The 23,709-nt window shown below is 69.2% G+C and carries 35 protein-coding genes; 32 read left to right on the forward strand and 3 right to left on the reverse strand.

The genetic code is table 11. The features are described 5' to 3' along the window. Positions 1-45: 45 nt before the first annotated feature. The 29 genes from rplB (at position 46) to A8713_RS18845 (ending at position 17,739) form a co-directional block, all read left to right on the forward strand. Positions 46-882 carry a 50S ribosomal protein L2 gene (rplB, locus tag A8713_RS18705; protein WP_018564806.1) on the forward strand — a complete coding sequence of 279 codons (837 nt, stop codon included), beginning with the start codon at positions 46-48 and terminating at the stop codon, positions 880-882. Between the two features lie 12 nt (positions 883-894). Beyond that, the gene (gene rpsS / locus A8713_RS18710; protein ID WP_003948639.1) at positions 895-1,176 is read left to right on the forward strand and encodes a 30S ribosomal protein S19; all 282 of its coding nucleotides are present in this window, start codon (positions 895-897) and stop codon (positions 1,174-1,176) included. 44 nt (positions 1,177-1,220) lie between these two features. Next, positions 1,221-1,568 carry a 50S ribosomal protein L22 gene (gene rplV, locus A8713_RS18715; RefSeq protein WP_003974262.1) on the forward strand — a complete coding sequence of 116 codons (348 nt, stop codon included), beginning with the start codon at positions 1,221-1,223 and terminating at the stop codon, positions 1,566-1,568. After that, entirely contained in the window at positions 1,568-2,398 is an 831-nt protein-coding gene (gene rpsC, locus A8713_RS18720; RefSeq protein ID WP_028420771.1) for a 30S ribosomal protein S3, read from the forward strand. The genes rplV and rpsC overlap by 1 nt, the downstream gene beginning before the upstream one ends. A 5-nt stretch (positions 2,399-2,403) precedes the next feature. Further along, the gene (rplP, locus tag A8713_RS18725; RefSeq protein WP_018564810.1) at positions 2,404-2,823 is read left to right on the forward strand and encodes a 50S ribosomal protein L16; all 420 of its coding nucleotides are present in this window, start codon (positions 2,404-2,406) and stop codon (positions 2,821-2,823) included. After that, positions 2,823-3,047, forward strand: a complete 225-nt coding sequence (rpmC, locus tag A8713_RS18730; protein WP_018564811.1) for a 50S ribosomal protein L29 — start codon at positions 2,823-2,825, stop codon at positions 3,045-3,047. The genes rplP and rpmC overlap by 1 nt, the downstream gene beginning before the upstream one ends. Continuing rightward, positions 3,044-3,328, forward strand: a complete 285-nt coding sequence (gene rpsQ / locus A8713_RS18735) for a 30S ribosomal protein S17 (RefSeq protein ID WP_018543912.1) — start codon at positions 3,044-3,046, stop codon at positions 3,326-3,328. Before rpmC ends, rpsQ begins: the two co-directional genes overlap by 4 nt. A 96-nt stretch (positions 3,329-3,424) precedes the next feature. Next, positions 3,425-3,793 (forward strand): 50S ribosomal protein L14, encoded by a 369-nt coding sequence (gene rplN, locus A8713_RS18740; RefSeq protein ID WP_003998823.1) that lies wholly within the window; start codon positions 3,425-3,427, stop codon positions 3,791-3,793. Positions 3,794-3,795: 2 nt separating this feature from the next. Next, on the forward strand, positions 3,796-4,119 hold the full coding sequence (gene rplX / locus A8713_RS18745) for a 50S ribosomal protein L24 (protein ID WP_064534644.1): 324 nt from the start codon (positions 3,796-3,798) through the stop codon (positions 4,117-4,119). Further along, a complete protein-coding gene (gene rplE / locus A8713_RS18750) occupies positions 4,119-4,676 on the forward strand; it encodes a 50S ribosomal protein L5 (RefSeq protein WP_018564813.1) in 558 nt (185 codons plus the stop codon). The genes rplX and rplE overlap by 1 nt, the downstream gene beginning before the upstream one ends. A 5-nt stretch (positions 4,677-4,681) precedes the next feature. Beyond that, a complete protein-coding gene (locus A8713_RS18755; protein ID WP_003948630.1) occupies positions 4,682-4,867 on the forward strand; it encodes a type Z 30S ribosomal protein S14 in 186 nt (61 codons plus the stop codon). A gap of 212 nt (positions 4,868-5,079) precedes the next feature. Beyond that, a complete protein-coding gene (gene rpsH, locus A8713_RS18760) occupies positions 5,080-5,478 on the forward strand; it encodes a 30S ribosomal protein S8 (RefSeq protein ID WP_026252022.1) in 399 nt (132 codons plus the stop codon). A 24-nt stretch (positions 5,479-5,502) separates the two neighbouring features. Beyond that, positions 5,503-6,042, forward strand: a complete 540-nt coding sequence (gene rplF / locus A8713_RS18765; RefSeq protein ID WP_064534646.1) for a 50S ribosomal protein L6 — start codon at positions 5,503-5,505, stop codon at positions 6,040-6,042. A gap of 3 nt (positions 6,043-6,045) precedes the next feature. Further along, the gene (gene rplR, locus A8713_RS18770) at positions 6,046-6,429 is read left to right on the forward strand and encodes a 50S ribosomal protein L18 (RefSeq protein WP_018564816.1); all 384 of its coding nucleotides are present in this window, start codon (positions 6,046-6,048) and stop codon (positions 6,427-6,429) included. Between the two features lie 40 nt (positions 6,430-6,469). Beyond that, positions 6,470-7,075: a 30S ribosomal protein S5 gene (gene rpsE, locus A8713_RS18775; RefSeq protein WP_007494753.1), complete on the forward strand. Its 606-nt coding sequence runs from the start codon at positions 6,470-6,472 to the stop codon at positions 7,073-7,075. A 2-nt stretch (positions 7,076-7,077) separates the two neighbouring features. Beyond that, entirely contained in the window at positions 7,078-7,260 is a 183-nt protein-coding gene (rpmD, locus tag A8713_RS18780) for a 50S ribosomal protein L30 (RefSeq protein WP_009190145.1), read from the forward strand. A 2-nt stretch (positions 7,261-7,262) separates the two neighbouring features. After that, positions 7,263-7,718, forward strand: a complete 456-nt coding sequence (gene rplO / locus A8713_RS18785; RefSeq protein WP_064534647.1) for a 50S ribosomal protein L15 — start codon at positions 7,263-7,265, stop codon at positions 7,716-7,718. A 242-nt stretch (positions 7,719-7,960) separates the two neighbouring features. Then, positions 7,961-9,274 carry a preprotein translocase subunit SecY gene (secY, locus tag A8713_RS18790; protein WP_064534649.1) on the forward strand — a complete coding sequence of 438 codons (1,314 nt, stop codon included), beginning with the start codon at positions 7,961-7,963 and terminating at the stop codon, positions 9,272-9,274. After that, on the forward strand, positions 9,274-9,936 hold the full coding sequence (locus A8713_RS18795; RefSeq protein WP_064534651.1) for an adenylate kinase: 663 nt from the start codon (positions 9,274-9,276) through the stop codon (positions 9,934-9,936). The genes secY and A8713_RS18795 overlap by 1 nt, the downstream gene beginning before the upstream one ends. 120 nt (positions 9,937-10,056) lie before the next feature. Beyond that, positions 10,057-10,893, forward strand: a complete 837-nt coding sequence (map, locus tag A8713_RS18800; protein WP_064534653.1) for a type I methionyl aminopeptidase — start codon at positions 10,057-10,059, stop codon at positions 10,891-10,893. A 364-nt stretch (positions 10,894-11,257) separates the two neighbouring features. Then, on the forward strand, positions 11,258-11,479 hold the full coding sequence (gene infA, locus A8713_RS18805; RefSeq protein ID WP_004927214.1) for a translation initiation factor IF-1: 222 nt from the start codon (positions 11,258-11,260) through the stop codon (positions 11,477-11,479). 70 nt (positions 11,480-11,549) lie between these two features. After that, entirely contained in the window at positions 11,550-11,663 is a 114-nt protein-coding gene (rpmJ, locus tag A8713_RS18810; protein ID WP_003998809.1) for a 50S ribosomal protein L36, read from the forward strand. A 202-nt stretch (positions 11,664-11,865) separates the two neighbouring features. Beyond that, the gene (rpsM, locus tag A8713_RS18815) at positions 11,866-12,246 is read left to right on the forward strand and encodes a 30S ribosomal protein S13 (RefSeq protein ID WP_018564821.1); all 381 of its coding nucleotides are present in this window, start codon (positions 11,866-11,868) and stop codon (positions 12,244-12,246) included. A gap of 66 nt (positions 12,247-12,312) precedes the next feature. Then, the gene (gene rpsK, locus A8713_RS18820) at positions 12,313-12,717 is read left to right on the forward strand and encodes a 30S ribosomal protein S11 (RefSeq protein WP_003956432.1); all 405 of its coding nucleotides are present in this window, start codon (positions 12,313-12,315) and stop codon (positions 12,715-12,717) included. 140 nt (positions 12,718-12,857) lie between these two features. Beyond that, complete coding sequence (locus tag A8713_RS18825; protein WP_003966937.1) at positions 12,858-13,880, forward strand: DNA-directed RNA polymerase subunit alpha; 1,023 nt, start codon at positions 12,858-12,860, stop codon at positions 13,878-13,880. A 171-nt stretch (positions 13,881-14,051) separates the two neighbouring features. Continuing rightward, on the forward strand, positions 14,052-14,537 hold the full coding sequence (gene rplQ, locus A8713_RS18830) for a 50S ribosomal protein L17 (RefSeq protein ID WP_018564822.1): 486 nt from the start codon (positions 14,052-14,054) through the stop codon (positions 14,535-14,537). A gap of 128 nt (positions 14,538-14,665) precedes the next feature. After that, a complete protein-coding gene (gene truA / locus A8713_RS18835) occupies positions 14,666-15,520 on the forward strand; it encodes a tRNA pseudouridine(38-40) synthase TruA (RefSeq protein ID WP_064534655.1) in 855 nt (284 codons plus the stop codon). A 90-nt stretch (positions 15,521-15,610) separates the two neighbouring features. Then, complete coding sequence (locus A8713_RS18840; protein WP_064534657.1) at positions 15,611-16,939, forward strand: UDP-glucose dehydrogenase family protein; 1,329 nt, start codon at positions 15,611-15,613, stop codon at positions 16,937-16,939. Positions 16,940-16,956: 17 nt separating this feature from the next. After that, entirely contained in the window at positions 16,957-17,739 is a 783-nt protein-coding gene (locus A8713_RS18845; RefSeq protein WP_064534659.1) for a polyprenol monophosphomannose synthase, read from the forward strand. Positions 17,740-17,760: 21 nt separating this feature from the next. On the opposite strand, the gene A8713_RS18850 is transcribed toward A8713_RS18845, so the two are convergent. Next, positions 17,761-18,639 carry a hypothetical protein gene (locus A8713_RS18850; RefSeq protein WP_064534661.1) on the reverse strand — a complete coding sequence of 293 codons (879 nt, stop codon included), beginning with the start codon at positions 18,637-18,639 and terminating at the stop codon, positions 17,761-17,763. 317 nt (positions 18,640-18,956) lie between these two features. Between A8713_RS18850 and rplM the strand changes: the two genes are divergently transcribed. From rplM to glmM, 3 genes are all read left to right on the forward strand, one after another. Beyond that, positions 18,957-19,400 carry a 50S ribosomal protein L13 gene (gene rplM / locus A8713_RS18855; RefSeq protein ID WP_018564826.1) on the forward strand — a complete coding sequence of 148 codons (444 nt, stop codon included), beginning with the start codon at positions 18,957-18,959 and terminating at the stop codon, positions 19,398-19,400. A gap of 42 nt (positions 19,401-19,442) precedes the next feature. Beyond that, positions 19,443-19,955 (forward strand): 30S ribosomal protein S9, encoded by a 513-nt coding sequence (gene rpsI, locus A8713_RS18860; RefSeq protein WP_018564827.1) that lies wholly within the window; start codon positions 19,443-19,445, stop codon positions 19,953-19,955. Between the two features lie 275 nt (positions 19,956-20,230). Continuing rightward, positions 20,231-21,589: a phosphoglucosamine mutase gene (glmM, locus tag A8713_RS18865; protein ID WP_064534662.1), complete on the forward strand. Its 1,359-nt coding sequence runs from the start codon at positions 20,231-20,233 to the stop codon at positions 21,587-21,589. Between the two features lie 94 nt (positions 21,590-21,683). Here glmM and A8713_RS18870 read toward each other — a convergent pair whose 3' ends face one another. Together A8713_RS18870 and coaA are read right to left on the reverse strand one after the other, a co-directional pair. Beyond that, on the reverse strand, positions 21,684-22,634 hold the full coding sequence (locus tag A8713_RS18870) for a DUF389 domain-containing protein (protein ID WP_064534664.1): 951 nt from the start codon (positions 22,632-22,634) through the stop codon (positions 21,684-21,686). Between the two features lie 28 nt (positions 22,635-22,662). Further along, a complete protein-coding gene (gene coaA, locus A8713_RS18875) occupies positions 22,663-23,631 on the reverse strand; it encodes a type I pantothenate kinase (RefSeq protein ID WP_064534666.1) in 969 nt (322 codons plus the stop codon). Positions 23,632-23,709: the final 78 nt, after the last annotated feature.

Here is a 23,709-nt window from a genome sequence, read left to right on the forward strand (position 1 = left end):
TGGAGCGTCCAGATTTCGGAATCACTTTCCGAGGACTGAGAGACAATGGGTATCCGCAAGTACAAGCCGACGACTCCTGGCCGTCGTGGCGCCAGCGTCGCCGACTTCGTCGAGGTCACGCGGTCCACGCCGGAGAAGTCGCTGGTCCGTCCCCTGCACAGCAAGGGCGGCCGTAACAATTCCGGTCGTGTGACCGTTCGCCACCAGGGTGGCGGACACAAGCGCGCCTACCGCGTGATCGACTTCCGTCGTCACGACAAGGACGGCGTGCCGGCGAAGGTCGCGCACATCGAGTACGACCCCAACCGCACCGCGCGCATCGCGCTGCTGCACTACGCGGACGGCGAGAAGCGCTACATCCTCGCCCCGCGCAACCTCCAGCAGGGCGACCGCGTCGAGAACGGTCCCGGGGCCGACATCAAGCCGGGCAACAACCTGGCTCTCCGCAACATCCCGGTCGGTACCACGATCCACGCGATCGAGCTCCGTCCCGGTGGCGGTGCCAAGTTCGCCCGCTCCGCCGGTGCCTCCGTGCAGCTGCTCGCGAAGGAGGGCACGATGGCCCACCTCCGCATGCCGTCCGGTGAGATCCGCCTGGTCGACCAGCGCTGCCGCGCCACGGTCGGCGAGGTCGGCAACGCCGAGCAGAGCAACATCAACTGGGGCAAGGCCGGCCGCAAGCGCTGGCTGGGCGTCCGCCCGACCGTTCGCGGTGTGGCGATGAACCCGGTTGACCACCCCCACGGTGGTGGTGAGGGCAAGACCTCGGGTGGCCGCCACCCGGTCAGCCCCTGGGGTCAGAAGGAAGGTCGTACTCGTTCTCCCAAGAAGGCGAGCAACAAGTACATCGTCCGCCGCCGCAAGACGAACAAGAAGCGCTAAGGACGGGTTGAGATGCCTCGTAGCTTGAAGAAGGGGCCTTTCGTCGACGACCACCTGATCAAGAAGGTGGACGTACAGAACGAAGCAGGCACCAAGAACGTCATCAAGACCTGGTCCCGTCGCTCGATGATCGTCCCGGCGATGCTCGGCCACACGATCGCGGTGCACAACGGCAAGACCCACATCCCGGTGTTTGTCACCGAGTCCATGGTCGGCCACAAGCTCGGCGAGTTCTCGCCGACGCGCACCTTCCGGGGTCACGTGAAGGACGACCGGAAGTCGAAGCGCCGCTAGTCAGCGGGGTGTGAAAGATCATGACAAACACTGAAGGGACAACCATGGAAGCCAGGGCCCAGGCGCGGTACATCCGCGTCACGCCCATGAAGGCCCGCCGTGTGGTGGACCTCATTCGTGGCATGGATGCCACGGAGGCTCAGGCGGTCCTGCGTTTCGCCCCGCAGGCCGCGAGCGTGCCGGTCGGCAAGGTGCTGGACAGCGCCATCGCCAACGCCGCGCACAACTACGACCACACCGACGCCGACAGCCTCTTCATTTCCGAGGCCTACGTCGACGAGGGCCCGACCCTGAAGCGGTTCAGGCCGCGCGCCCAGGGCCGTGCCTACCGGATCCGCAAGCGGACCAGCCACATCACCGTGGTCGTCAGCAGCAAGGAAGGAACCCGGTAATGGGCCAGAAGGTAAACCCGCACGGGTTCCGGCTCGGTGTCACGACCGACTTCAAGTCGCGTTGGTACGCCGACAAGCTGTACAAGGACTACGTCAAGGAAGACGTCGCCATCCGTCGGATGATGACGTCCGGCATGGAGCGCGCCGGCATCTCCAAGGTCGAGATCGAGCGCACCCGTGACCGTGTGCGGGTGGACATCCACACCGCGCGTCCGGGCATCGTCATCGGCCGCCGCGGCGCCGAGGCCGACCGCATCCGCGGTGACCTCGAGAAGCTCACCGGCAAGCAGGTCCAGCTGAACATCCTCGAGGTCAAGAACCCCGAGACCGACGCTCAGCTGGTTGCCCAGGCCGTCGCCGAGCAGCTCTCCTCCCGCGTCTCCTTCCGCCGTGCCATGCGCAAGAGCATGCAGTCGGCGATGAAGGCCGGCGCCAAGGGCATCAAGATCCAGTGCGGCGGCCGCCTCGGTGGCGCCGAGATGTCCCGCTCGGAGTTCTACCGCGAGGGCCGTGTGCCCCTGCACACGCTCCGCGCGAACGTGGACTACGGCTTCTTCGAGGCCAAGACGACCTTCGGCCGCATCGGCGTGAAGGTCTGGATCTACAAGGGCGACGTCAAGAACATCGCCGAGGTCCGCGCCGAGAACGCTGCGGCCCGTGCGGGTAACCGCCCGGCCCGCGGCGGTGCCGACCGCCCGGCCCGTGGTGGCCGCGGTGGCGAGCGGCGCGGTCGCAAGCCGCAGCAGCAGCAGGCTCCGGCCGCCGAGGCCCCCAAGGCCGAGGCTCCGGCCGCTGCGGCTCCGGCTGAGAGCACCGGAACGGAGGCCTGACCACCATGCTGATCCCCCGTAGGGTCAAGCACCGCAAGCAGCACCACCCCAAGCGCGACGGCATGGCCAAGGGTGGCACGCAGGTTGCGTTCGGCGAGTACGGCATCCAGGCGCTGACCCCGGCCTACGTCACGAACCGCCAGATCGAGGCGGCCCGTATCGCGATGACCCGCCACATCAAGCGTGGCGGCAAGGTCTGGATCAACATCTACCCGGACCGTCCCCTCACCAAGAAGCCGGCCGAGACCCGCATGGGTTCCGGTAAGGGTTCGCCGGAGTGGTGGATCGCGAACGTGAAGCCCGGACGCGTCATGTTCGAGCTGTCGTACCCCAACGAGAAGATCGCCCGTGAGGCGCTGACTCGTGCGGCCCACAAGCTGCCGATGAAGTGCCGGATCGTCAAGCGCGAGGCAGGTGAAGCGTGATGTCGGCCGGTACCAAGGCGTCCGAGCTGCGCGAGCTGGGCAACGAGGAGCTTCTGGGTAAGCTCCGCGAGGCCAAGGAAGAGCTGTTCAACCTCCGTTTCCAGGCGGCGACGGGCCAGCTCGAGAACCACGGCCGTCTGAAGGCGGTCCGTAAGGACATCGCGCGGATCTACACCCTGATGCGCGAGCGTGAGCTGGGCATCGAAACGGTGGAGAACGCATGAGCGAGAAGAACGTGACTGAGAACGCAGAGGCGCGCGGCTTCCGCAAGACCCGTGAGGGTCTCGTCGTCAGCGACAAGATGGACAAGACCGTCGTCGTCGCCGTCGAGGACCGCGTCAAGCACGCGCTGTACGGCAAGGTCATCCGCCGTACGAACAAGCTCAAGGCGCACGACGAGCAGAACGCCGCGGGCGTCGGCGACCGCGTCCTCCTCATGGAGACCCGGCCGCTGTCCGCGACGAAGCGCTGGCGCGTCGTCGAGATCCTCGAGAAGGCCAAGTAATTCCTGCGGGGACCATCCGCAGGACAGTTCCGCCAGGCTCCGGGGGCCGCTCGCTGAGCGGCCCCCGGGGAACCGGCAGACAAACAGGAGATAGACGTGATCCAGCAGGAGTCGCGGCTGCGTGTCGCCGACAACACTGGTGCGAAGGAAATCCTTTGCATCCGTGTGCTCGGTGGCTCCGGTCGCCGCTACGCGGGCATCGGTGACGTCATCGTCGCCACCGTCAAGGACGCGATCCCCGGTGGCAACGTGAAGAAGGGTGACGTCGTCAAGGCGGTCATCGTTCGCACCGTCAAGGAGCGCCGCCGTCCGGACGGCTCGTACATCCGCTTCGACGAGAACGCCGCCGTCATTCTGAAGAACGACGGCGACCCTCGCGGCACCCGTATCTTCGGCCCGGTCGGCCGTGAGCTGCGCGAGAAGAAGTTCATGAAGATCATCTCCCTCGCGCCGGAGGTGCTGTGAGCATGAAGATCAAGAAGGGCGACCTGGTCCAGGTCATCACCGGTAAGGACAAGGGCAAGCAGGGCAAGGTCATCGCGGCCTTCCCCCGCGAGGACCGCGTCCTGGTCGAGGGTGTCAACCGGGTCAAGAAGCACACCAAGGCCGGCCCCACCGCCGGCGGTTCCCAGGCCGGCGGCATCGTGACCACCGAGGCCCCGATCCACGTCTCCAACGTCCAGCTGGTCGTGGAGAAGGACGGCAGCAAGGTCGTCACGCGCGTCGGTTACCGCTTCGACGACGAGGGCAACAAGATCCGCGTTGCCAAGCGGACGGGTGAGGACATCTGATGGCTACCACCACTGCCCCGCGTCTGAAGCAGAAGTACCGCGGCGAGATCGCCCCCAAGCTGCGTGACGAGTTCAAGTACGAGAACGTCATGCAGATCCCGGGCCTCGTCAAGATCGTGGTCAACATGGGTGTGGGCGACGCCGCCCGCGACTCCAAGCTGATCGAGGGCGCCATCCGCGACCTCACCACGATCACCGGCCAGAAGCCCGCGGTCACCAAGGCCCGCAAGTCCATCGCGCAGTTCAAGCTGCGTGAGGGCCAGCCGATCGGTGCCCACGTCACGCTCCGTGGCGACCGCATGTGGGAGTTCCTGGACCGCACCCTGTCGCTCGCGCTGCCGCGTATCCGCGACTTCCGCGGCCTGTCCCCCAAGCAGTTCGACGGCCGTGGCAACTACACCTTCGGTCTCACGGAGCAGGTCATGTTCCACGAGATCGACCAGGACAAGATCGACCGTGTCCGGGGTATGGACATCACCGTGGTCACCACGGCGACCAACGACGAAGAGGGCCGCGCCCTTCTCCGTCACCTCGGCTTCCCGTTCAAGGAGGCGTGAGCGAGATGGCGAAGAAGGCTCTCATCGCGAAGGCTGCTCGCAAGCCCAAGTTCGGGGTGCGTGGCTACACCCGCTGCCAGCGCTGCGGCCGCCCGCACTCCGTGTACCGCAAGTTCGGCCTGTGCCGCGTGTGCCTTCGTGAGATGGCTCACCGTGGCGAGCTGCCGGGCGTGACCAAGAGCTCCTGGTAACAGCCCACTTGGGTTAACCAGGACTCTCGGTAAGCAACCGGGGTCGGCAGGCGACCCACCCCCCATGCCTTAGGCTTGTGGGGTTGGGCGCCCGCCGCGCCCTAAACGACTTACTACGCCGTAGGTCCACCGCGCCGCACCCGTCCCGTCTCGGATCGGGGAGAGGGATGGCGCACCAGGAAACCCCGGCGAGAGAGGCCGAAGGCCAATTCATGACCATGACTGATCCGATCGCAGACATGCTTACGCGTCTGCGGAACGCGAACTCGGCATACCACGACTCCGTGACGATGCCGGCATCGAAGATCAAGTCGCACATCGCGGAGATCCTCCAGCAGGAGGGCTTCATCACCGGCTGGAAGACCGAGGACGCCGAGGTCGGCAAGAACCTCGTCCTCGAGCTGAAGTACGGCCCGAACCGTGAGCGCTCCATCGCGGGCATCAAGCGGATCTCGAAGCCCGGTCTCCGGGTCTACGCGAAGTCCACCAACCTGCCCAAGGTGCTGGGCGGCCTCGGCGTGGCGATCATCTCCACGTCGCACGGGCTCCTCACCGACAAGCAGGCCGGCAAGAAGGGCGTGGGTGGGGAAGTCCTCGCCTACGTCTGGTAGCGGAAGGGAACGGAGGAAACAGCTATGTCGCGTATTGGCAAGCTCCCCATCACGGTTCCCGCCGGCGTGGACGTCACCATCGACGGCCGTACGGTCAAGGTCAAGGGCCCCAAGGGCGAACTGACCCACACCGTCGCGGCGCCGATCGACATCGCCAAGGGTGAGGACGGCGTTCTGAACGTCACCCGCCCCAACGACGAGCGTCAGAACAAGGCCCTGCACGGCCTGTCCCGCACGCTGGTGGCGAACATGATCACCGGCGTGACCCAGGGTTACGTGAAGAAGCTCGAGATCAGCGGTGTCGGTTACCGCGTGACGGCCAAGGGTTCGAACCTGGAGTTCGCGCTCGGCTACAGCCACCCGATCACCGTCGAGGCACCCGAGGGCATCACCTTCAAGGTCGAGGCCCCCACCCGCTTCTCGGTCGAGGGTATCGACAAGCAGAAGGTCGGCGAGGTTGCGGCGAACATCCGCAAGCTGCGCAAGCCCGACCCGTACAAGGCCAAGGGTGTCAAGTACGAGGGCGAAGTCATCCGCCGCAAGGTCGGAAAGGCGGGTAAGTAAGCCATGGCATACGGGCAGAAGATCCTCAAGGGCGACGCCTACAAGCGCGCCGCGATCAAGCGCCGTCACATCCGGATCCGCAAGCGGATCTCCGGTACGGCGGAGCGCCCCCGTCTGGTCGTGACCCGCTCCAACCGCCACATCGTGGCGCAGGTGATCGACGACCTCAAGGGCCACACCGTGGCATCGGCGTCCACGCTGGACACGTCGATCCGCGGCGGCGAGGGCGACAAGTCCGCGCAGGCCAAGCAGGTCGGCGCCCTGGTCGCCGAGCGTGCCAAGGCCGCCGGTGTCGAGGCTGTCGTGTTCGACCGTGGTGGCAACCAGTACGCCGGGCGCATCGCCGCCCTGGCGGACGCCGCCCGCGAAGCCGGCCTGAAGTTCTGAGCCGGTTCCGAGCTAGCGGAAACAGAGAGAGGTAATTCCAATGGCTGGACCCCAGCGCCGCGGTGGCGGTGCCGGTGGCGGCGAGCGGCGGGACCGGAAGGGCCGTGACGGCGGCGCAGCTGCCGCCGAGAAGACCGCGTACGTCGAGCGCGTCGTCGCGATCAACCGTGTCGCCAAGGTTGTGAAGGGTGGTCGTCGCTTCAGCTTCACCGCGCTGGTCGTGGTGGGCGACGGTGACGGCACCGTGGGTGTCGGATACGGCAAGGCCAAGGAGGTGCCGGCCGCCATCGCCAAGGGTGTTGAGGAGGCCAAGAAGCACTTCTTCAAGGTCCCCCGCATCCAGGGCACCATCCCGCACCCGATCCAGGGTGAGAAGGCTGCCGGCGTCGTGCTGCTCAAGCCCGCGTCGCCCGGTACCGGTGTTATCGCCGGTGGTCCGGTGCGCGCCGTGCTCGAGTGCGCCGGTATCCACGACATCCTGTCGAAGTCCCTGGGCTCCGACAACGCGATCAACATCGTGCACGCCACCGTGGCGGCCCTCAAGGGCCTGCAGCGTCCCGAGGAGGTCGCGGCCCGCCGCGGTCTGCCGCTCGAGGACGTCGCCCCCGCGGCTCTCCTTCGTGCGCGTGCCGGGGCGGGTGCGTAATCATGGCGCAGCTCAAGATCACGCAGACGAAGTCCTACATCGGCAGCAAGCAGAACCACCGCGACACCCTGCGTTCCCTGGGCCTCAAGCGCCTGGGTGACGTGGTCGTCAAGGAGGATCGTCCCGAGTTCCGCGGCATGGTGCACACCGTCCGCCACCTCGTGACGGTCGAGGAGGTCGACTGATCATGGCGGAGCAGAACCCGCTCAAGATCCACAACCTCCGTCCCGCCCCGGGCGCCAAGACCGCCAAGACCCGTGTGGGTCGTGGTGAGGCGTCGAAGGGTAAGACGGCCGGTCGTGGTACCAAGGGCACGAAGGCCCGCTACCAGGTTCCGGAGCGCTTCGAGGGTGGCCAGATGCCCCTCCACATGCGTCTTCCGAAGCTGAAGGGCTTCAAGAACCCGTTCAAGACCGAGTACCAGGTCGTGAACCTCGACAAGCTGGCCGCGCTGTACCCCGAGGGTGGCGAGGTCACCGTCGAGGGCCTGGTGGCCAAGGGTGCCGTTCGCAAGAACAGCCTCGTCAAGGTCCTCGGCCAGGGCGAGGTCTCCGTGGCGCTCCAGGTGACGGTCGACGCCGTCTCCGGGTCCGCCAAGGAGAAGATCACCGCCGCCGGCGGTAGCGTCACCGAGCTCGTCTGAATCCCTCGGACGTCTTGATGACCTGAACGTCCCGACCGGGGATACCCACAAATGGGGTATCCCCGGTTGGTCGTTCCTAGGGGGGCGGTATCGCCGGTAAGGTGGCCTGCACTGTCCACTTCCACCGGACGCCGCACCTCGGGCACCCGGAGCGGCAGTCGTCCGTTGTCCATTCGTCGTTCTCTGTTGGAACCTCAAAACCGTCACCCTGACGCACGTGCGCGGGGGTCGCAGGAGGCACCGTGCTCACCGGCTTCGTCCGGGCGTTCAGGACGCCCGACCTGCGCAAGAAGCTGCTCTTCACGCTCGGCATCGTCGTGGTGTACCGGGTCGGTACCCACGTCCCGATCCCGGGTGTCAACTACAAGGCCGTGCAGCAGTGCGTGACCGAGGCCTCGGGCAACCAGGGGCTGTTCGGTCTGGTCAACATGTTCAGCGGCGGCGCGCTGCTCCAGATCACGATCTTCGCCCTCGGGATCCTGCCGTACATCACGGCGAGCATCATCCTGCAGCTGCTGACCGTGGTGATCCCGCGTCTGGAGGCCCTCAAGAAGGAGGGCCAGTCCGGCACCGCGAAGATCACCCAGTACACCCGCTACCTGACGGTGGCGCTCGCCATCCTCCAGGGCACCGGCCTGGTGGCCACCGCCCGCAGCGGCGCCCTGTTCTCCGGGTGCACAGTGGCGTCGAGCATCGTCCCGGACCAGGCGATCTTCAACACCATCGTCATGGTGATCTGCATGACCGCCGGCACCGTCACGGTCATGTGGCTCGGTGAGCTGATCACCGACCGCGGCATCGGCAACGGCATGTCGATCCTGATGTTCATCTCGATCGCCGCCACCTTCCCGTCGGCCCTGTGGTCGATCAAGAAGTCGGGCAAGCTGGCCGGCGGCTGGATCGAGTTCGGCACCGTGCTCCTGGTCGGCCTGGTCATGGTCGGTCTGGTCGTCTTCGTGGAGCAGGCCCAGCGCCGTATCCCGGTGCAGTACGCGAAGCGCATGATCGGCCGCCGGTCCTACGGCGGTACGTCGACGTACATCCCGCTCAAGGTGAACCAGGCGGGTGTGATCCCCGTCATCTTCGCCTCGTCGCTGCTCTACATCCCGGCGCTCGTCGCGCAGTTCTCCGGTGGCAACTCCGGGTGGAAGACCTGGGTCCAGCAGAACCTGACCAAGGGCGACCACCCGATCTACATCACCGCGTACTTCTTGCTCATCGTGTTCTTCGCGTTCTTCTACGTGGCGATCTCCTTCAACCCCGAAGAAGTCGCCGACAACATGAAGAAGTATGGTGGCTTCATCCCGGGCATCCGGGCTGGCCGACCGACCGCTGAGTACCTTTCCTACGTGCTCAACCGGATCACCTGGCCGGGTTCGCTGTACTTGGGTCTGATCGCTCTCGTGCCAACAGTGGCGTTGGTCGGCTTCGGGGCAAGCCAGAACTTCCCGTTCGGCGGTACCAGCATCCTGATCATCGTGGGTGTGGGTCTGGAGACGGTGAAGCAGATCGAGAGCCAGCTCCAGCAGCGCAATTACGAAGGGTTCCTCCGCTGATGCGAATCGTCCTCGTCGGGCCGCCGGGCGCAGGCAAGGGTACGCAGGCCACGCGCCTTGCAGAGAAGCTGTCGATCCCGCACATCTCCACGGGTGACCTGTTCCGCGCCAACATCAGCAGGCAGACGGAGCTGGGCAAGCTCGCGAAGTCCTACATGGACGCCGGCAACCTGGTCCCGGACGAGGTCACCATCGCGATGGCCAAGGACCGCATGGAGCAGCCGGACGCCGAGGGCGGGTTCCTGCTCGACGGGTTCCCGCGCAATGTGTCGCAGGCCGAGGCGCTGGACGAGACGCTCGGCAGCGAGGGCATCCGGCTGGACGCGGTGCTCGACCTGGAGGCTCCCGAGGACGAGGTCGTGAAGCGGATCGCCGGCCGGCGCATCTGCCGCAACGACTCCAGTCACGTCTTCCACGTGACGTACAGCAAGCCCGAGCAGGAAGGCGTCTGCGACGTCTGCGGCGGCGAGCTGTACCAGCGGGACGACGACCACGAGGACACCGTCCGCAAGCGGCTCGAGGTCTACCACACGCAGACCGAGCCGATCATCGACTACTACCGGAAGCAGGGCCTGGTCGTGACGATCTCGTCGCTGGGCCCGGTGGACGAGATCACGCGGCGCGCCCTGGAGGCGCTCAAGCGCGAGGACGCCACGCAGTAGTCGCCACGACGGTCGCAGCCGCGGTCCCTTCGCCGGGGGCCGCGGCTGCGCTGTGGGCGCCCCGAGGCGCCCTTATGGTTGAAGCAGTCGGCCCCCGGTTCCAAGAAAGGCCCCGTCCCCATGGTGCAGATCAAGACGCCCGAGCAGATCGCCACGATGCGTGCGGCGGGGCTGGTCGTCGCCGCGATCCACGCGGCCACCCGGGAGGCGGCCGTGCCGGGCGCGAGTACCAAGGACCTGGACCAGGTGGCCCGCAAGGTGCTGGCCGAGCACGACGCCAAGCCGAACTTCCTCGGTTACGGCGGCTTCCCCGCCACGATCTGCACCTCGGTCAACGAGGTCGTCGTGCACGGCATCCCCTCCGAGGACGTCGTCCTCAAGGACGGCGACATCATCTCCATCGACTGCGGCGCGATCGTCGACGGCTGGCACGGTGACGCGGCGTACACCGCCTTCGTCGGTTCCGGGCACGCCCCGGAACTGGTCGAGCTGTCGCGGGTGACCGAGGAGTCGATGTGGGCGGGCATCGCGGCCATGAAGCAGGGCAACCGGCTCGTGGACATCTCCCGTGCCGTCGAGACGTACATCCGCCGCCAGCCCAAGCCCGGCGGCGGCAAGTACGGGATCATCGAGGACTACGGCGGCCACGGCATCGGCACCGAGATGCACATGGACCCGCATCTGCTGAACTACGTCGACCGCCGCCGCGGCAAGGGCCCCAAGCTGGTCCCCGGCTTCTGCCTGGCCATCGAGCCCATGGTCTCCCTCGGCACCCCGAGGACCCGCGTCCTGGACGACGAGTGGACGGTCATCACCACGGACGGCACCTGGTCCTCGCACTGGGAGCACTCGGTGGCCCTGACCGAACAGGGCCCGCTGGTCCTGACCTCCCCCGACGGCGGCCGCGCGAAGCTGGCCGAGCTGGGTGTGACGGCGGCGCCTGATCCGCTGGGCTGACCCGCGGCCGAGCTGTGATCGCCGGTCGGAGGCCGGCGCAGCCGCTCGAAGCTTGGGAGGCGCCCCCGGCGCCGAGCCCGCGAGGGGGGCGTCGGGACGGGGTCGGCGGCGCCTGATCCGCTGGGCTGATTTCCGTCCGGCGTTGGCGCCGGCTCATCCGCGCCCACCCGCGGGCCCGCTGGGACGAGTTGTCCGCGCGGGCCCGGCGTAACGATCTCCCGGGTGGGGCAGACTTTCCCGATTCGTGTTTCCGGGTGCGCTGACGTAGACTGACTCGTCGGCTCTCGTGCATCCGTGTGTCCGCATGCGCCCGCAAGGGAAAGCAGAGAGAGTCGATCAAGGTAGTCGATTCGAAGGGCGAAGCGTGGCCAAGAAGCAAGGTGCCATCGAGATCGAGGGCACTGTCGTCGAGTCTCTGCCGAACGCCATGTTCAGGGTCGAGCTCCAGAACGGCCACCAGGTCCTGGCACACATCAGCGGCAAGATGCGTATGCACTACATCCGCATCCTCCCTGACGACCGGGTCGTGGTGGAGCTTTCTCCGTACGACCTGACGCGTGGCCGGATCGTCTACCGGTACAAGTAGATCTTGCCCACGTCCCGTGGCCGCCAGGCCATGGGTCCGCCGGCAACTGACCCGGAGAACCTCACATCCCATGAAGGTCAAGCCGAGCGTCAAGAAGATCTGCGACAAGTGCAGGGTGATCCGCCGTCACGGTCGGGTCATGGTCATCTGCGAGAACCCGCGCCACAAGCAGCGCCAGGGCTGACGCACGACCGACCGCTCCCTCTGCACCGCAATCGCAGAGATTCGCGCGACGCGAGCTGAATATGTTCATACGCAGGACCCGAGCGGCGTGCGCGCACGCTCGACACCCCCGGTTCGGAGGCCGGGGACCCAGTTCGTACCTGGTACGGCGGCTGGGCACCGGTCCTGTGGAAGACCTCCGAAGATCAAACTGGAGCCATTGAATGGCACGCGTTTCCGGTGTTGACATCCCGCGCGAAAAGCGCGTGGAGGTCGCCCTGACCTATGTGTTCGGCATCGGCCGGACCCTGTCCCAGCAGACGCTGGACGCCACCGGCATCGACCCGAACACCCGCGTTCGCGACCTCTCCGAGGAGCAGCTCGTCGCGATCCGCGAGTACGTCGACAACAACATCAAGACCGAGGGTGACCTCCGTCGCGAGATCCAGGCCGACATCCGCCGCAAGGTCGAGATCGGCTGCTACCAGGGTCTGCGGCACCGCCGCGGTCTGCCCGTCCGCGGTCAGCGCACCAGCACGAACGCCCGTACCCGCAAGGGCCCGCGTCGCGCCATCGCCGGCAAGAAGAAGCCGGGCAAGAAGTAGTCCGCAGCGGACTCGCCGTCCAGCGGTCTTCGCTGTAGGACCGACCACCTCCCGTAGGAGAACGACATGCCCCCCAAGGGACGTCAGGGCGCTGCCAAGAAGGTGCGCCGCAAGGAAAAGAAGAACGTCGCTCACGGCCACGCGCACATCAAGAGCACGTTCAACAACACCATCGTTTCGATCACCGACCCCAGCGGCAACGTGATCTCCTGGGCCTCCGCCGGCCACGTCGGCTTCAAGGGCTCCCGCAAGTCCACGCCGTTCGCCGCGCAGATGGCCGCCGAGTCGGCTGCCCGCCGCGCCCAGGAGCACGGCATGCGCAAGGTCGACGTGTTCGTCAAGGGCCCGGGTTCCGGTCGTGAGACCGCCATCCGCTCGCTCCAGGCGACCGGTCTCGAGGTCGGCTCCATCCAGGACGTCACCCCGACCCCGCACAACGGCTGCCGCCCGCCGAAGCGCCGTCGCGTCTGACGCCGTCTCGCAGTGCTTGCCGGGCGGTACGGCTCCTTCGGGCCGTGCCGCCCGTACCCTTGCAGTATGCGCACCCCTTCGGGTGCGGTCCGTCGGGCGTCAAATAGCGGGCGCCCACGAAAGAAGGATCTGATCCACAGATGCTGATCGCTCAGCGACCTTCGTTGACCGAAGAGGTCGTCGACGAGTTCCGCTCCCGGTTCGTCATCGAGCCGCTGGAGCCGGGCTTCGGCTACACCCTCGGCAACTCCCTGCGCCGTACCCTCCTGTCCTCGATCCCGGGTGCGGCGGTCACGTCCATCCGCATCGACGGCGTGCTGCACGAGTTCACCACCGTGCCGGGCGTCAAGGAGGACGTCACCGACCTGATCCTCAACATCAAGCAGCTGGTCGTCTCCTCGGAGCACGACGAGCCGGTCGTGATGTACCTGCGCAAGCAGGGCCCGGGTCTGGTCACCGCCGCCGACATCGCGCCCCCGGCCGGTGTCGAGGTGCACAACCCCGACCTCGTCCTCGCCACGCTCAACGGCAAGGGCAAGCTGGAGATGGAGCTGACCGTCGAGCGCGGTCGCGGCTATGTCTCCGCCGTGCAGAACAAGCAGGTGGGCCAGGAGATCGGCCGTATCCCGGTCGACTCCATCTACTCGCCGGTGCTCAAGGTCACGTACAAGGTCGAGGCCACCCGTGTCGAGCAGCGCACCGACTTCGACAAGCTGATCGTCGACGTCGAGACCAAGCAGGCGATGCGTCCGCGCGACGCCATGGCCTCCGCGGGCAAGACCCTGGTGGAGCTGTTCGGTCTCGCCCGCGAGCTGAACATCGACGCCGAGGGCATCGACATGGGTCCGTCCCCGACGGACGCCGCGCTCGCCGCCGATCTGGCGCTGCCGATCGAGGAGCTGGAGCTCACCGTTCGGTCGTACAACTGCCTCAAGCGCGAGGGCATCCACTCCGTGGGTGAGCTCGTCGCCCGCTCCGAGGCCGACCTGCTCGACATCCGCAACTTCGGTGCGAAGTCGATCGACGAGGTCAAGGCGAAGCTGGCCGGCATGGGCCTGGCCCTCAAGGACAGCCCGCCCGGATTCGACCCGACCGCCGCCGCGGACGCCTTCGGCGCCGACGACGACGCGGACGCCGGGTTCGTCGAGACCGAGCAGTACTGACGGCTCGGGACCGACGGTCCGACACCGGGTGCGGGTGCGCTGAGCCTGATCGCGCAGTTCCCCGCGCCCCTTCCGGGGCTGAAGAGCCCCGGATCTCCGACAGGCGACCGCCTGCTCGGATACTGACTCCGGTACCTGGTACGGCCGGGGCAGACACCTAGGAGAAACATCATGCCGAGGCCCACCAAGGGTGCCCGTCTGGGCGGCAGCGCCGCGCACGAGAAGCTCCTCCTCGCGAACCTCGCGAAGGCGCTGTTCGAGCACGGCCGCATCACCACCACCGAGGCGAAGGCGCGCCGCCTGCGCCCGTACGCCGAGCGTCTGGTCACCAAGGCGAAGAAGGGCGACCTTCACAACCGCCGTCAGGTGCTCCAGGTCATCACGGACAAGAGCGTCGTCCACACGCTCTTCACCGAGATCGGCCCGCGGTACGAGAACCGTCCCGGTGGCTACACCCGCATCACCAAGATCGGTAACCGCCGTGGCGACAACGCGCCCATGGCCGTCATCGAGCTGGTCGAGGCGCTGACGGTGCAGCAGAACGCCGTGGGCGAGGCCGAGGCCGCCACCAAGCGCGCGGTCAAGGAGGCCGAGGAGGCCAAGGTCGAGCAGACCGAGGCCACCGAGGCTCCGGCCGAGGAGTCCAAGGACGCCTGAGGCTGACGCCTGAAGCGGGCCCGTCCCTTTCCGGGGGCGGGCCCGCTTCCGTGTGCTCCGTGTGCTCCGTGTGCTCCGGACCGCTTCCGTGTTTTTCGGACAGTCGGGTGTCCTGAGAGGATTCCGCCGTGAGTGACGAAGCAGAGCCCGGTCATGTCCGCGTCCGCCTCGACCTGTCCTACGACGGCGGCGGCTTCCACGGCTGGGCCAAGCAGGCCGGCGGGAAGCGCACCGTGCAGGGCGAGATCGAGGACGCGCTGCGCACGGTCACGCGCTCGCAGCGGACGTACGAGCTGACCGTCGCCGGGCGGACCGACGCCGGGGTGCACGCGCGCGGCCAGGTGGCCCATGTGGACCTGCCGGAGGAGGTCTGGCGCGAGCACCACGAGAAGCTGCTCAAACGGCTCGCCGGGCGGCTGCCCAAGGACGTGCGCGTCTGGGCGCTGCGGCCCGCCCCGAGCGGCTTCAACGCCCGTTTCTCCGCCGTCTGGCGCCGCTACGCCTACCGGGTCACCGACAACGCGGGCGGGGTCGACCCGCTGCTGCGCGGCCACGTCCTGTGGCACGACTGGCCGCTGGACGTCGACGCCATGAACGAGGCCGCCCGCGCCCTGCTCGGCGAGCACGACTTCGCCGCGTACTGCAAGAAGCGCGAGGGCGCGACCACCATCCGCACCCTTCAGCAGCTCAGCCTGGAGCGCGGGGCGGACGGGATCGTCACGGCCACGGTCCGCGCGGACGCGTTCTGCCACAACATGGTGCGCTCGCTGATCGGCGCGCTGCTCTTCGTCGGCGACGGCCACCGCCCGCCCGACTGGCCCGGAAAGGTGCTGGCCGCGGGCGTACGGGACTCCGCCGTGCATGTCGTACGGCCGCACGGGCTGACGCTGGAGGAGGTCGGCTACCCGGCCGACGAGCTGCTGGCCGCGCGCAGCCGGGAGGCGCGCAACAAGCGGTCGCTGCCCGCCGCCGGCTGCTGCTGAGCGGGTAGGGAGGGGGCGCGGCGGGGAACTCGCCCGAGCGGCCCGCCCGCCGCGCGGTGGCGGCGGCCGTACGGCGAGGAGGGCGGACGCATGCGGCTCACCGTCATCGGCACCGGCCGCCTGGGTGCCACGCACGCCGCCTGCATGGCGGAGCTGGGGCACGAGGTGGCCGGCGTCGACGTCGACCGGGGCAAGGTCGCCGCGCTGGGCGCCGGGCGGGTGCCGTTCCACGAGCCGGGGCTCGCGCCGTTGGTCGCCCGGCACACGGCGAGCGGACGGCTGCGGTTCACCACCTCCTTCGAGGAGGCGGGCGCCTTCGGCCAGGTGCACTTCGTGTGTGTGGGCACCCCGCAGCGCCAGGGCGGCGACGCGGCCGACCTGACCTGTGTGGAGCGCGCCTTCGCCGCCATCGCGGGGCACACGCGCAAGGGCGCGCTGCTGGTGGGCAGGTCGACGGTGCCGGTGGGCACGGCGGACCGGCTGGCCGCGGCGCACGGCGTGGAGATCGCCTGGAACCCGGAGTTCCTGCGGGAGGGCTTCGCCGTCCGGGACACGCTGCGGCCCGACCGGCTGGTGTTCGGGGTGCGCACGGCGCGTGCCGAGCGGCTGCTGCGGACCGTGTACGCGCCGCTGCTGGGCGCCGGGACGCCGCTGGTCGTCACCGGGTTCGCCACCGCCGAGCTGGTGAAGACGGCCGCGAACTCCTTCCTGGCCACCAGGATCTCCTTCATCAACGCGATGGCCGAGGTGTGCGAGGCCACCGGCGGTGACGTACGGCGGCTGGCCGAGGCGCTGGGGCTCGACGGGCGGATCGGGCCGGCGTTCCTGCGGGCCGGGGCGGGTTTCGGCGGGGGCTGCCTGCCCGAGGACATCCGGGCCTTCGCGCACCGGGCCGCCGAGCTGGGCGTGGACCTGGGGCTGCTGCGCCAGGTCGACGCGATCAACATGCGGCGCCGGGACCGGGTGATCGCGATGGCCCGGGAGCTGTGCGGGGGCACGGTCCTCGGGGCGCGGGTGGCCGTCCTGGGCGCGGCCTTCAAGCCGGACTCCGACGACGTCCGCGACTCGCCCGCGCTGAACGTGGCCGCGCGGCTCGGTCTCGACGGTGCCGATGTGACGGTCTACGACCCCGTGGCCATGGACAACGCGCGCGAGGCGTTCCCGCTGCTCGGCTACGCGCTGTCGGCCGAGGAGGCGCTGCGCGGCGCTGAGCTGGTGCTGCATCTGACCGAGTGGCCGCAGTTCCGCGAGGTCGATCCGGTCCGGGCGGCGGCGCTGGTGTACCGTCCGCGGATCGTGGACGGCAGGGGCGTGCTGGACGCGGACCGCTGGACGGCGGCGGGCTGGCGGTTCTGGGCGCTGGGCGGCTCCGGGCCGGTGGGGGCGGCCGGGGAGAGCAGGGAGGGCGGGCAGCGATGAGGGAGCCGGAGGAGCCGATGGGGCGATCTCAAGACGGCGGCGACGGCGGCGGCGGCGAGGACGCGCGGGTCACGGTGGTGATGCCGACGTACAACGAGGCGGGGAGCCTGCCGCGCACGGCGGCGGCGGTGCTGGGCCTGCCGCTGGCCGGGCTGCGGCTGCTGGTGGTCGACGACTCCAGTCCGGACGGCACCGGCCGGATCGCCGAGGAGCTGGCGCGGGAGTACGGCACGGCCGGTGCCGGGGGCGGCGCCCGGATGAGCGTCCTGCACCGCACGGAGAAGGACGGTCTCGGCCGGGCGTACGTCGCGGGCATGACGGCCGCGCTGGCGGACGGCGCCGACTGGGTCGTGCAGATGGACGCCGACGGCAGCCATCCCGCCGAGGCGGTGCCGCGCATGCTGCGCGAGGCGCTCGCCACCGGGGCCGGTCTCGTGGTGGGCAGCCGGTACGCGGCGGGCGGCTCGCTGGACGAGGAGTGGGGCGCGCACCGGGTGCTGCTCTCCCGGTTCGCGAACGCCTACGCGCGCGCCGTGCTCGGCACGCGGATCAGGGACATCACGGCGGGCTTCAACCTGTGGTCGGCGGCGGTCCTGCGCGACGTGGATCTCTCGACGCTGGACAGCGCGGGCTACAGCTTCCAGGTCGAGCTGAAGTACCGGGCGGTGCGGGCGGGGCACCGGGCCGCCGAGGTGCCGATCCGGTTCGGGCAGCGCGCCGAGGGTGTGTCGAAGATGACGCTGCGCACCCAGCTGGAGTCGGCGGTGGTGCCGCTGCGGCTGCGGCTGCGGCGCCGGTAGGGGCCGGTCCCGCCCGCGCGGCTACCGGGTGGCGGCCGCGGACGCCTGGGCCTCGCCGCGCCGGCGGATCTGCCGGAACGCGTACTCGGCGAGGTCGTCGCCGCTGCGGAAGACCTTGGTGTCCTTGGTCGTGACGTCCTTGTCGCCGGGGAAGCCGGCGAGGGTGAAGTAGGCGTAGCGGCCGTAGGAGTTGGTGGTGGAGCGGCAGACCGCGCCGGAGCAGAAGTCCTTGACGCCGCTGCCGGTGAGCGGCTTGACGATGCTCTTCTTGTCGGTCTGGCTCTTGGCCTTGGCCGCCTGTGCCTCGCTGTCGAAGACGGCGACACCGACGGTGACGTCGATGCCGTCGCGGGTGTAGGTGGCACGGATCACACGGGTGCAGCCGTTGCCGGTGAGGGCCTTGGCCAGGCTGCCCTGGACGGCGGAGGCGCAGTCCTTGGTGTCGGCGGTGGGGCCCTTGGCGTAGGCGGCCTCGTTCATGGTGAGGCGGGCGCCGGGGAAGAGGGTGTCCGGGCCGAGGGGGGCCGTGTCCTTGCGCGCGCTGGATATGAAGTCCTTCGGATCCAGCGGGGGCGGGGCGGTGGTCGGCTCGAAGGAGGGCGCGCCGGCCGAGCCGCTCGGCAGGGTGGCGGTGGCGGGCAGCTGGGAGGCGGGGCCGCCGGAGGCGTCGTCGTCGCTGTTCGCGGACACCACGGCGACGGCGACGGCCGCGCCCACGGCGACCGTGGCCAGCGCTCCGCCCCCGATGAACAGCAGCCTGCGCCGCTTGGTCCGAGACTCGGACGCCTCGGCGAGTGCCGCCCAGTCCGGGGTCTGGTCGTCGCCGCTGGACGGCTGCTGAGAATGCGGTGTCCACGGGTCCCACTGGGACTGCGGACCGCCCCCCTGCCCATAGCTCATGGGGCGCATCTTAACGGCGCCCGCCGCGGGCGGCGCCCGCCGTGGCGGGAGCCCGCCGCCCGTACACTGGGACGCGGAACACGCGGGAACGACCCGGGCAACCCCGTTTTGACCCCCGGAGTGCCGCACGGGTATCCTGCATGTTCGTTGTGTATTGGCTTGGCTCTTCTCACGGACCCGGCCCTTACACCGGTCCACCGGGCCGATGACCAGCGACCAGCACGCGGTTTGCGTCACCGCTGTGCGGTCAGGGCTGTCGTGATCGTCTTCGGTGACCTTGTCAGGACCATTCACTGAAGAAGCGAAGGCTACGAACCGTGCGTACGTACAGCCCCAAGCCCGGCGACATCACGCGCCAGTGGCACGTCATCGACGCCCAGGACGTCGTCCTGGGTCGTCTGGCGACCACCGCCGCCACCCTCCTGCGCGGCAAGCACAAGCCGATCTACGCGCCGCACGTCGACGCTGGTGACTTCGTCATCATCATCAACGCCGACAAGGTGCACCTGTCCGGCAACAAGCGGCAGCAGAAGCTGGCGTACCGCCACTCCGGCTACCCGGGTGGTCTGCGCTCCGTCCGCTACGACGACCTGCTCGCGAACAACCCCGAGAAGGCCGTCGAGAAGGCCGTCAAGGGCATGCTCCCCAAGAACACCCTGGGCCGTCAGATGCTCTCGAAGCTGAAGGTCTACAGGGGTGACCAGCACCCGCACGGCGCCCAGCAGCCGGTGCCGTTCGAGATCACCCAGGTCGCGCAGTAAGTCCGGCCACCCCCTAAGACCGAAGAGAATCTGAGGAGAATCGTGGCCGAGACCACTGCCGAGCAGCCGCTCGAAGAGCTTGACATCGACAGCTACACCACCGAGTCCGAGGTGCCCGTCGAGGGCGAGTACACCTCGGAGTCGATGGCCTCCCGTTTCGGTGAGCCGCAGCCGGCCGCCGGCCTGGGCCGCCGCAAGAACGCCATCGCCCGTGTCCGGATCGTCCCGGGCACCGGCAAGTGGAAGATCAACGGTCGCACCCTCGAGGACTACTTCCCGAACAAGGTGCACCAGCAGGAAGTCAACGAGCCCTTCAAGGTGCTGGAGCTCGAGGGCCGTTACGACGTCGTCGCCCGCATCTCCGGCGGCGGTGTCTCCGGTCAGGCCGGTGCCCTCCGCCTCGGTGTCGCCCGCGCCCTGAACGAGGCCGACGTCGACAACAACCGCGGCCCGCTCAAGAAGGCCGGCTTCCTCAAGCGCGACGACCGTGCGGTCGAGCGCAAGAAGGCCGGTCTGAAGAAGGCCCGCAAGGCTCCGCAGTACAGCAAGCGCTAAACAGCGGCTGCCTGCGGACAGGCCTACTCCGAACGCCCCGGCGGCACGCCATTGTGCCGCCGGGGCGTTCGTTTATCACCGGCCGTGGGCGTATAACGGCACAAGGTGCTCAGGTGCACGTGTGCTCAGCGGACGGTCCGATCGGATGCCCGGTTCCGGCGGGGTCCGGCTCCGGGATCCGCGGGCGCGCCGGGACCATCGAACCCAGTGAACGGTGAACGCGCGTCGGACACCACGGCACGGCTTCACGAACTGACGCTTTCTCAGGAGGACAAGTGGGACGACTCTTCGGCACGGACGGCGTGCGTGGCGTCGCCAACGCGGACCTGACCGCCGAGATGGCGCTCGGCCTGTCCGTCGCCGCGGCGCACGTACTGGCCGAGGCGGGCACCTTCGAGGGGCACCGCCCGAAGGCCGTGGTCGGCCGGGACCCGCGCGCCTCCGGGGAGTTCCTGGAGGCCGCCGTGGTCGCGGGCCTGGCCAGCGCCGGTGTGGACGTGCTGCGGGTCGGCGTGCTGCCGACGCCCGCCGTCGCGTATCTGACCGGCTCGCTCGGCGCCGACCTCGGCGTGATGCTCTCGGCCAGCCACAACGCCATGCCGGACAACGGCATCAAGTTCTTCGCCCGCGGCGGCCACAAGCTCGCCGACGAGCTGGAGGACCGGATCGAGAAGATCTACCAGGAGCACCGCACCGGCGCCCCCTGGGACCGGCCGACCGGCGCCGGCGTCGGCCGGGTGCGCGACTACGACGAGGGCTTCGACAAGTACGTCGCCCATCTCGTCGGGGTCCTGCCCAACCGGCTCGACGGCCTGCGGATCGTGCTGGACGAGGCGCACGGCGCCGCCGCCCGGGTCTCGCCCGAGGCGTTCGCGCGGGCCGGTGCCGAGGTCGTCACCATCGGTGCCGAACCGGACGGCCTCAACATCAACGACGGCTGCGGCTCCACCCACCTGGACCAGCTCAAGGCCGCCGTCGTCGCGCACGGCGCCCACCTGGGCATCGCGCACGACGGCGACGCCGACCGCTGCCTGGCCGTGGACCACACCGGCGAGGAGATCGACGGCGACCAGATCCTGGCCGTGCTCGCGCTGGCGATGCGGGAGCGTTCCGCGCTGCGCTCCGACACCGTCGTCGCGACCGTCATGTCCAACCTGGGCTTCAAGCTGGCCATGGAGCGCGAGGGCATCCGCCTCCTGCAGACCGGTGTCGGCGACCGGTACGTCCTGGAGGAGATGAAGTCCGGCGGGTTCGCCCTCGGCGGCGAGCAGTCCGGCCACGTCATCATCCTCGACCACGCCACCACCGGCGACGGCACGCTGACCGGCCTGATGCTGGCGGCCCGGGTCGCGGACACCGGCCGTACGCTGCGGGAGCTGGCCGGGGTGATGGAGCGCCTGCCGCAGGTCCTGGTCAATGTGCCGGACGTGGACAAGTCCCGGGTGCGGACCTCCGCCGACCTGGCCACCGCGGTCGCCGAGGCCGAGCACGAGCTGGGCCAGACCGGCCGGGTGCTGCTGCGCCCCTCCGGCACCGAGCCGCTGGTGCGCGTCATGGTCGAGGCCGCCGACATCGAGCAGGCCCGCTCGGTGGCGGGACGGCTGGCGGACGCGGTGAAGTCGGCGCTGGGCTGAAGAGCGTGAGCACGCGGTGGTGGCGCGGGGCGGGTGCTCCGCGCCACCACCGCGTGCTCGTACGCCGTGCGCCGCCGGCGGTGCGTCAGGCGTCCTACGGCCGCCCGGCGGGCCTGCGCATACGGGCGCGCTGGGTGGACCACAGCCACTTCTGGAGGAGCAGGGTGAGGGTCCCGGCGAGCACGATGCCGAAGAGGTTCAGCAGCAGTTGCTTGCTGGAGCCCCAGGTCTGGGCGGTGTCGCCGTAGGCGAAGGCGACGGCCGCGTTGGCGGCGGCCGGGACGGTGGTCACCGAGATCGCCACGCCGACCAGGGCGCCGGACTTGGCCGAGGTCAGCGAGAGCGTGCCGGCGGCCCCGGCGAGGACCGCCACCACGAAGGAGAACGCGTCGGGCGCGTACACGAAGTTGGTGTTGGGCCGGGGCGCCTCCAGCTTGGCCCGGCTGAACAGGCCGAGCACGTCCATGAAGAGGCTGAAGCCCACGGTCACGGCCATCGCCAGCGCGAACCCGGCCAGCAGCGCGACCAGCGAGCGCAGCGCGAGCCGCGGCGCCCGCCGCACCAGGGCCGTGCTGATCCCGGCCAGCGGGCCGAACTCCGGGCCCACGGCCATCGCGCCGACGATCAGGACGGCGTTGTCGAGCACCACACCGCAGGCCGCGATCATGGTGGCCAGGGTGATGAACGCCAGATAGGTGATCGACAGCGTCGACTCCTCGTGGGTGGCGTCGGTCAGCTCCTCCCACAGCACCGCGTCGGCGGCCTCGCCCGGTGCCTCCTCCTCGGCCCGCTCCGCCCGGTCGGACAGCGTCAGGTCGATGCTCTCCACGGCGATGGAACCGCTGCGGTCGATGCCCAGCTCCCGCAGCCCGCCGAGCAGTTCGTCGGCGGCCTCCCGGGCGACGTCGCACATCACGACGTCCCCGGCGGGGCTGCGGGCGGCGCCCGGCAGCACCACCAGGTGGGCGGTGCCGACCGTCCTCTCGATCAGTTCCGCGACCTCGTCGGTGCGGTCGGCGGGGGTGATCAGTCGCAGATGCAGCATGCGGGGCAGCGTAGACGCCGCCGGTGTCTCACAGCTTGCGCAGCCGCAGCCGCTGCACCTTGTGGTCGGGGCCCTTGCGCACGACGAGCGTGGCCCGGCCGCGGGTGGGCGCGATGTTCTCCACCAGGTTCGGCCGGTTGATGGTCCGCCACATGGTGCGGGCGTAGTCGAGGGCCTCGTCCTCGGACACCTGGGTGTACTTGCGGAAGTACGAGGAGGGGTCCTGGAAGGCGGTGTCGCGCAGCTTGCGGAACCGGTTCAGGTACCAGCGCTCGATGTCCTCGGTGCGCGCGTCGACGTACACGCTGAAGTCGAAGTAGTCGGCGAGCCCGACCCGGGTGCGGCCGTCCTGCCCCGGCAGCGCGGGCTGGAGGACGTTCAGGCCCTCCACGATCAGGATGTCCGGGCGGCGGACGGTCAGCTTCTCGCCGGGCACGATGTCGTAGATCAGGTGCGAGTAGACGGGCGCGGTCACCTCCGCCTTGCCCGCCTTCACATCGGCGACGAACCGGGTGAGCGCCCGGCGGTCGTACGACTCCGGGAACCCCTTGTGGGACATCAGGCCGCGCGCCTGGAGCTCCCGCGTCGGCAGCAGAAACCCGTCCGTGGTCACCCGCTCCACCCGCGGGTGCTCGGGCCAGCGCGACAGCAGCGCCTGGAGCAGCCGGGCCACGGTCGACTTGCCGACCGCGACCGAGCCCGCCACCCCTATGACGAACGGCGTCCCGGACTGCGAGCCCTGCTCGCCGAGGAACGTGTTCAGCGCGCCGCGCAGCCCGTCGGTCGCGCCGACGTAGAGGTTGAGCAGCCGGGACAGCGGCAGGTACACGTCCCGCACCTCGTCCAGGTCGATGACGTCCCCGAGCCCGCGCACCCGCTCCACCTCCTCGGCGGTGAGCGGCAGCGGCGTCTTGTCACGCAGCGCGCTCCACTCGTCACGAGTGAGGTCGACATAGGGAGTCGCCTCCGGCCTTGACCGGTGGGCGCTCCGCGGCATCGAGGGCACCGGAGAGATCACAGTCCATTGTTAACGGAGTCCGGACGCGGCGGGGGGTGGGGTCGGTCACGTGGCGGC

Origin of the sequence: Streptomyces sp. SAT1 (genome assembly GCF_001654495.1) — a bacterium.
Classification (GTDB): Bacteria; Actinomycetota; Actinomycetes; order Streptomycetales; family Streptomycetaceae; genus Streptomyces; species Streptomyces andamanensis.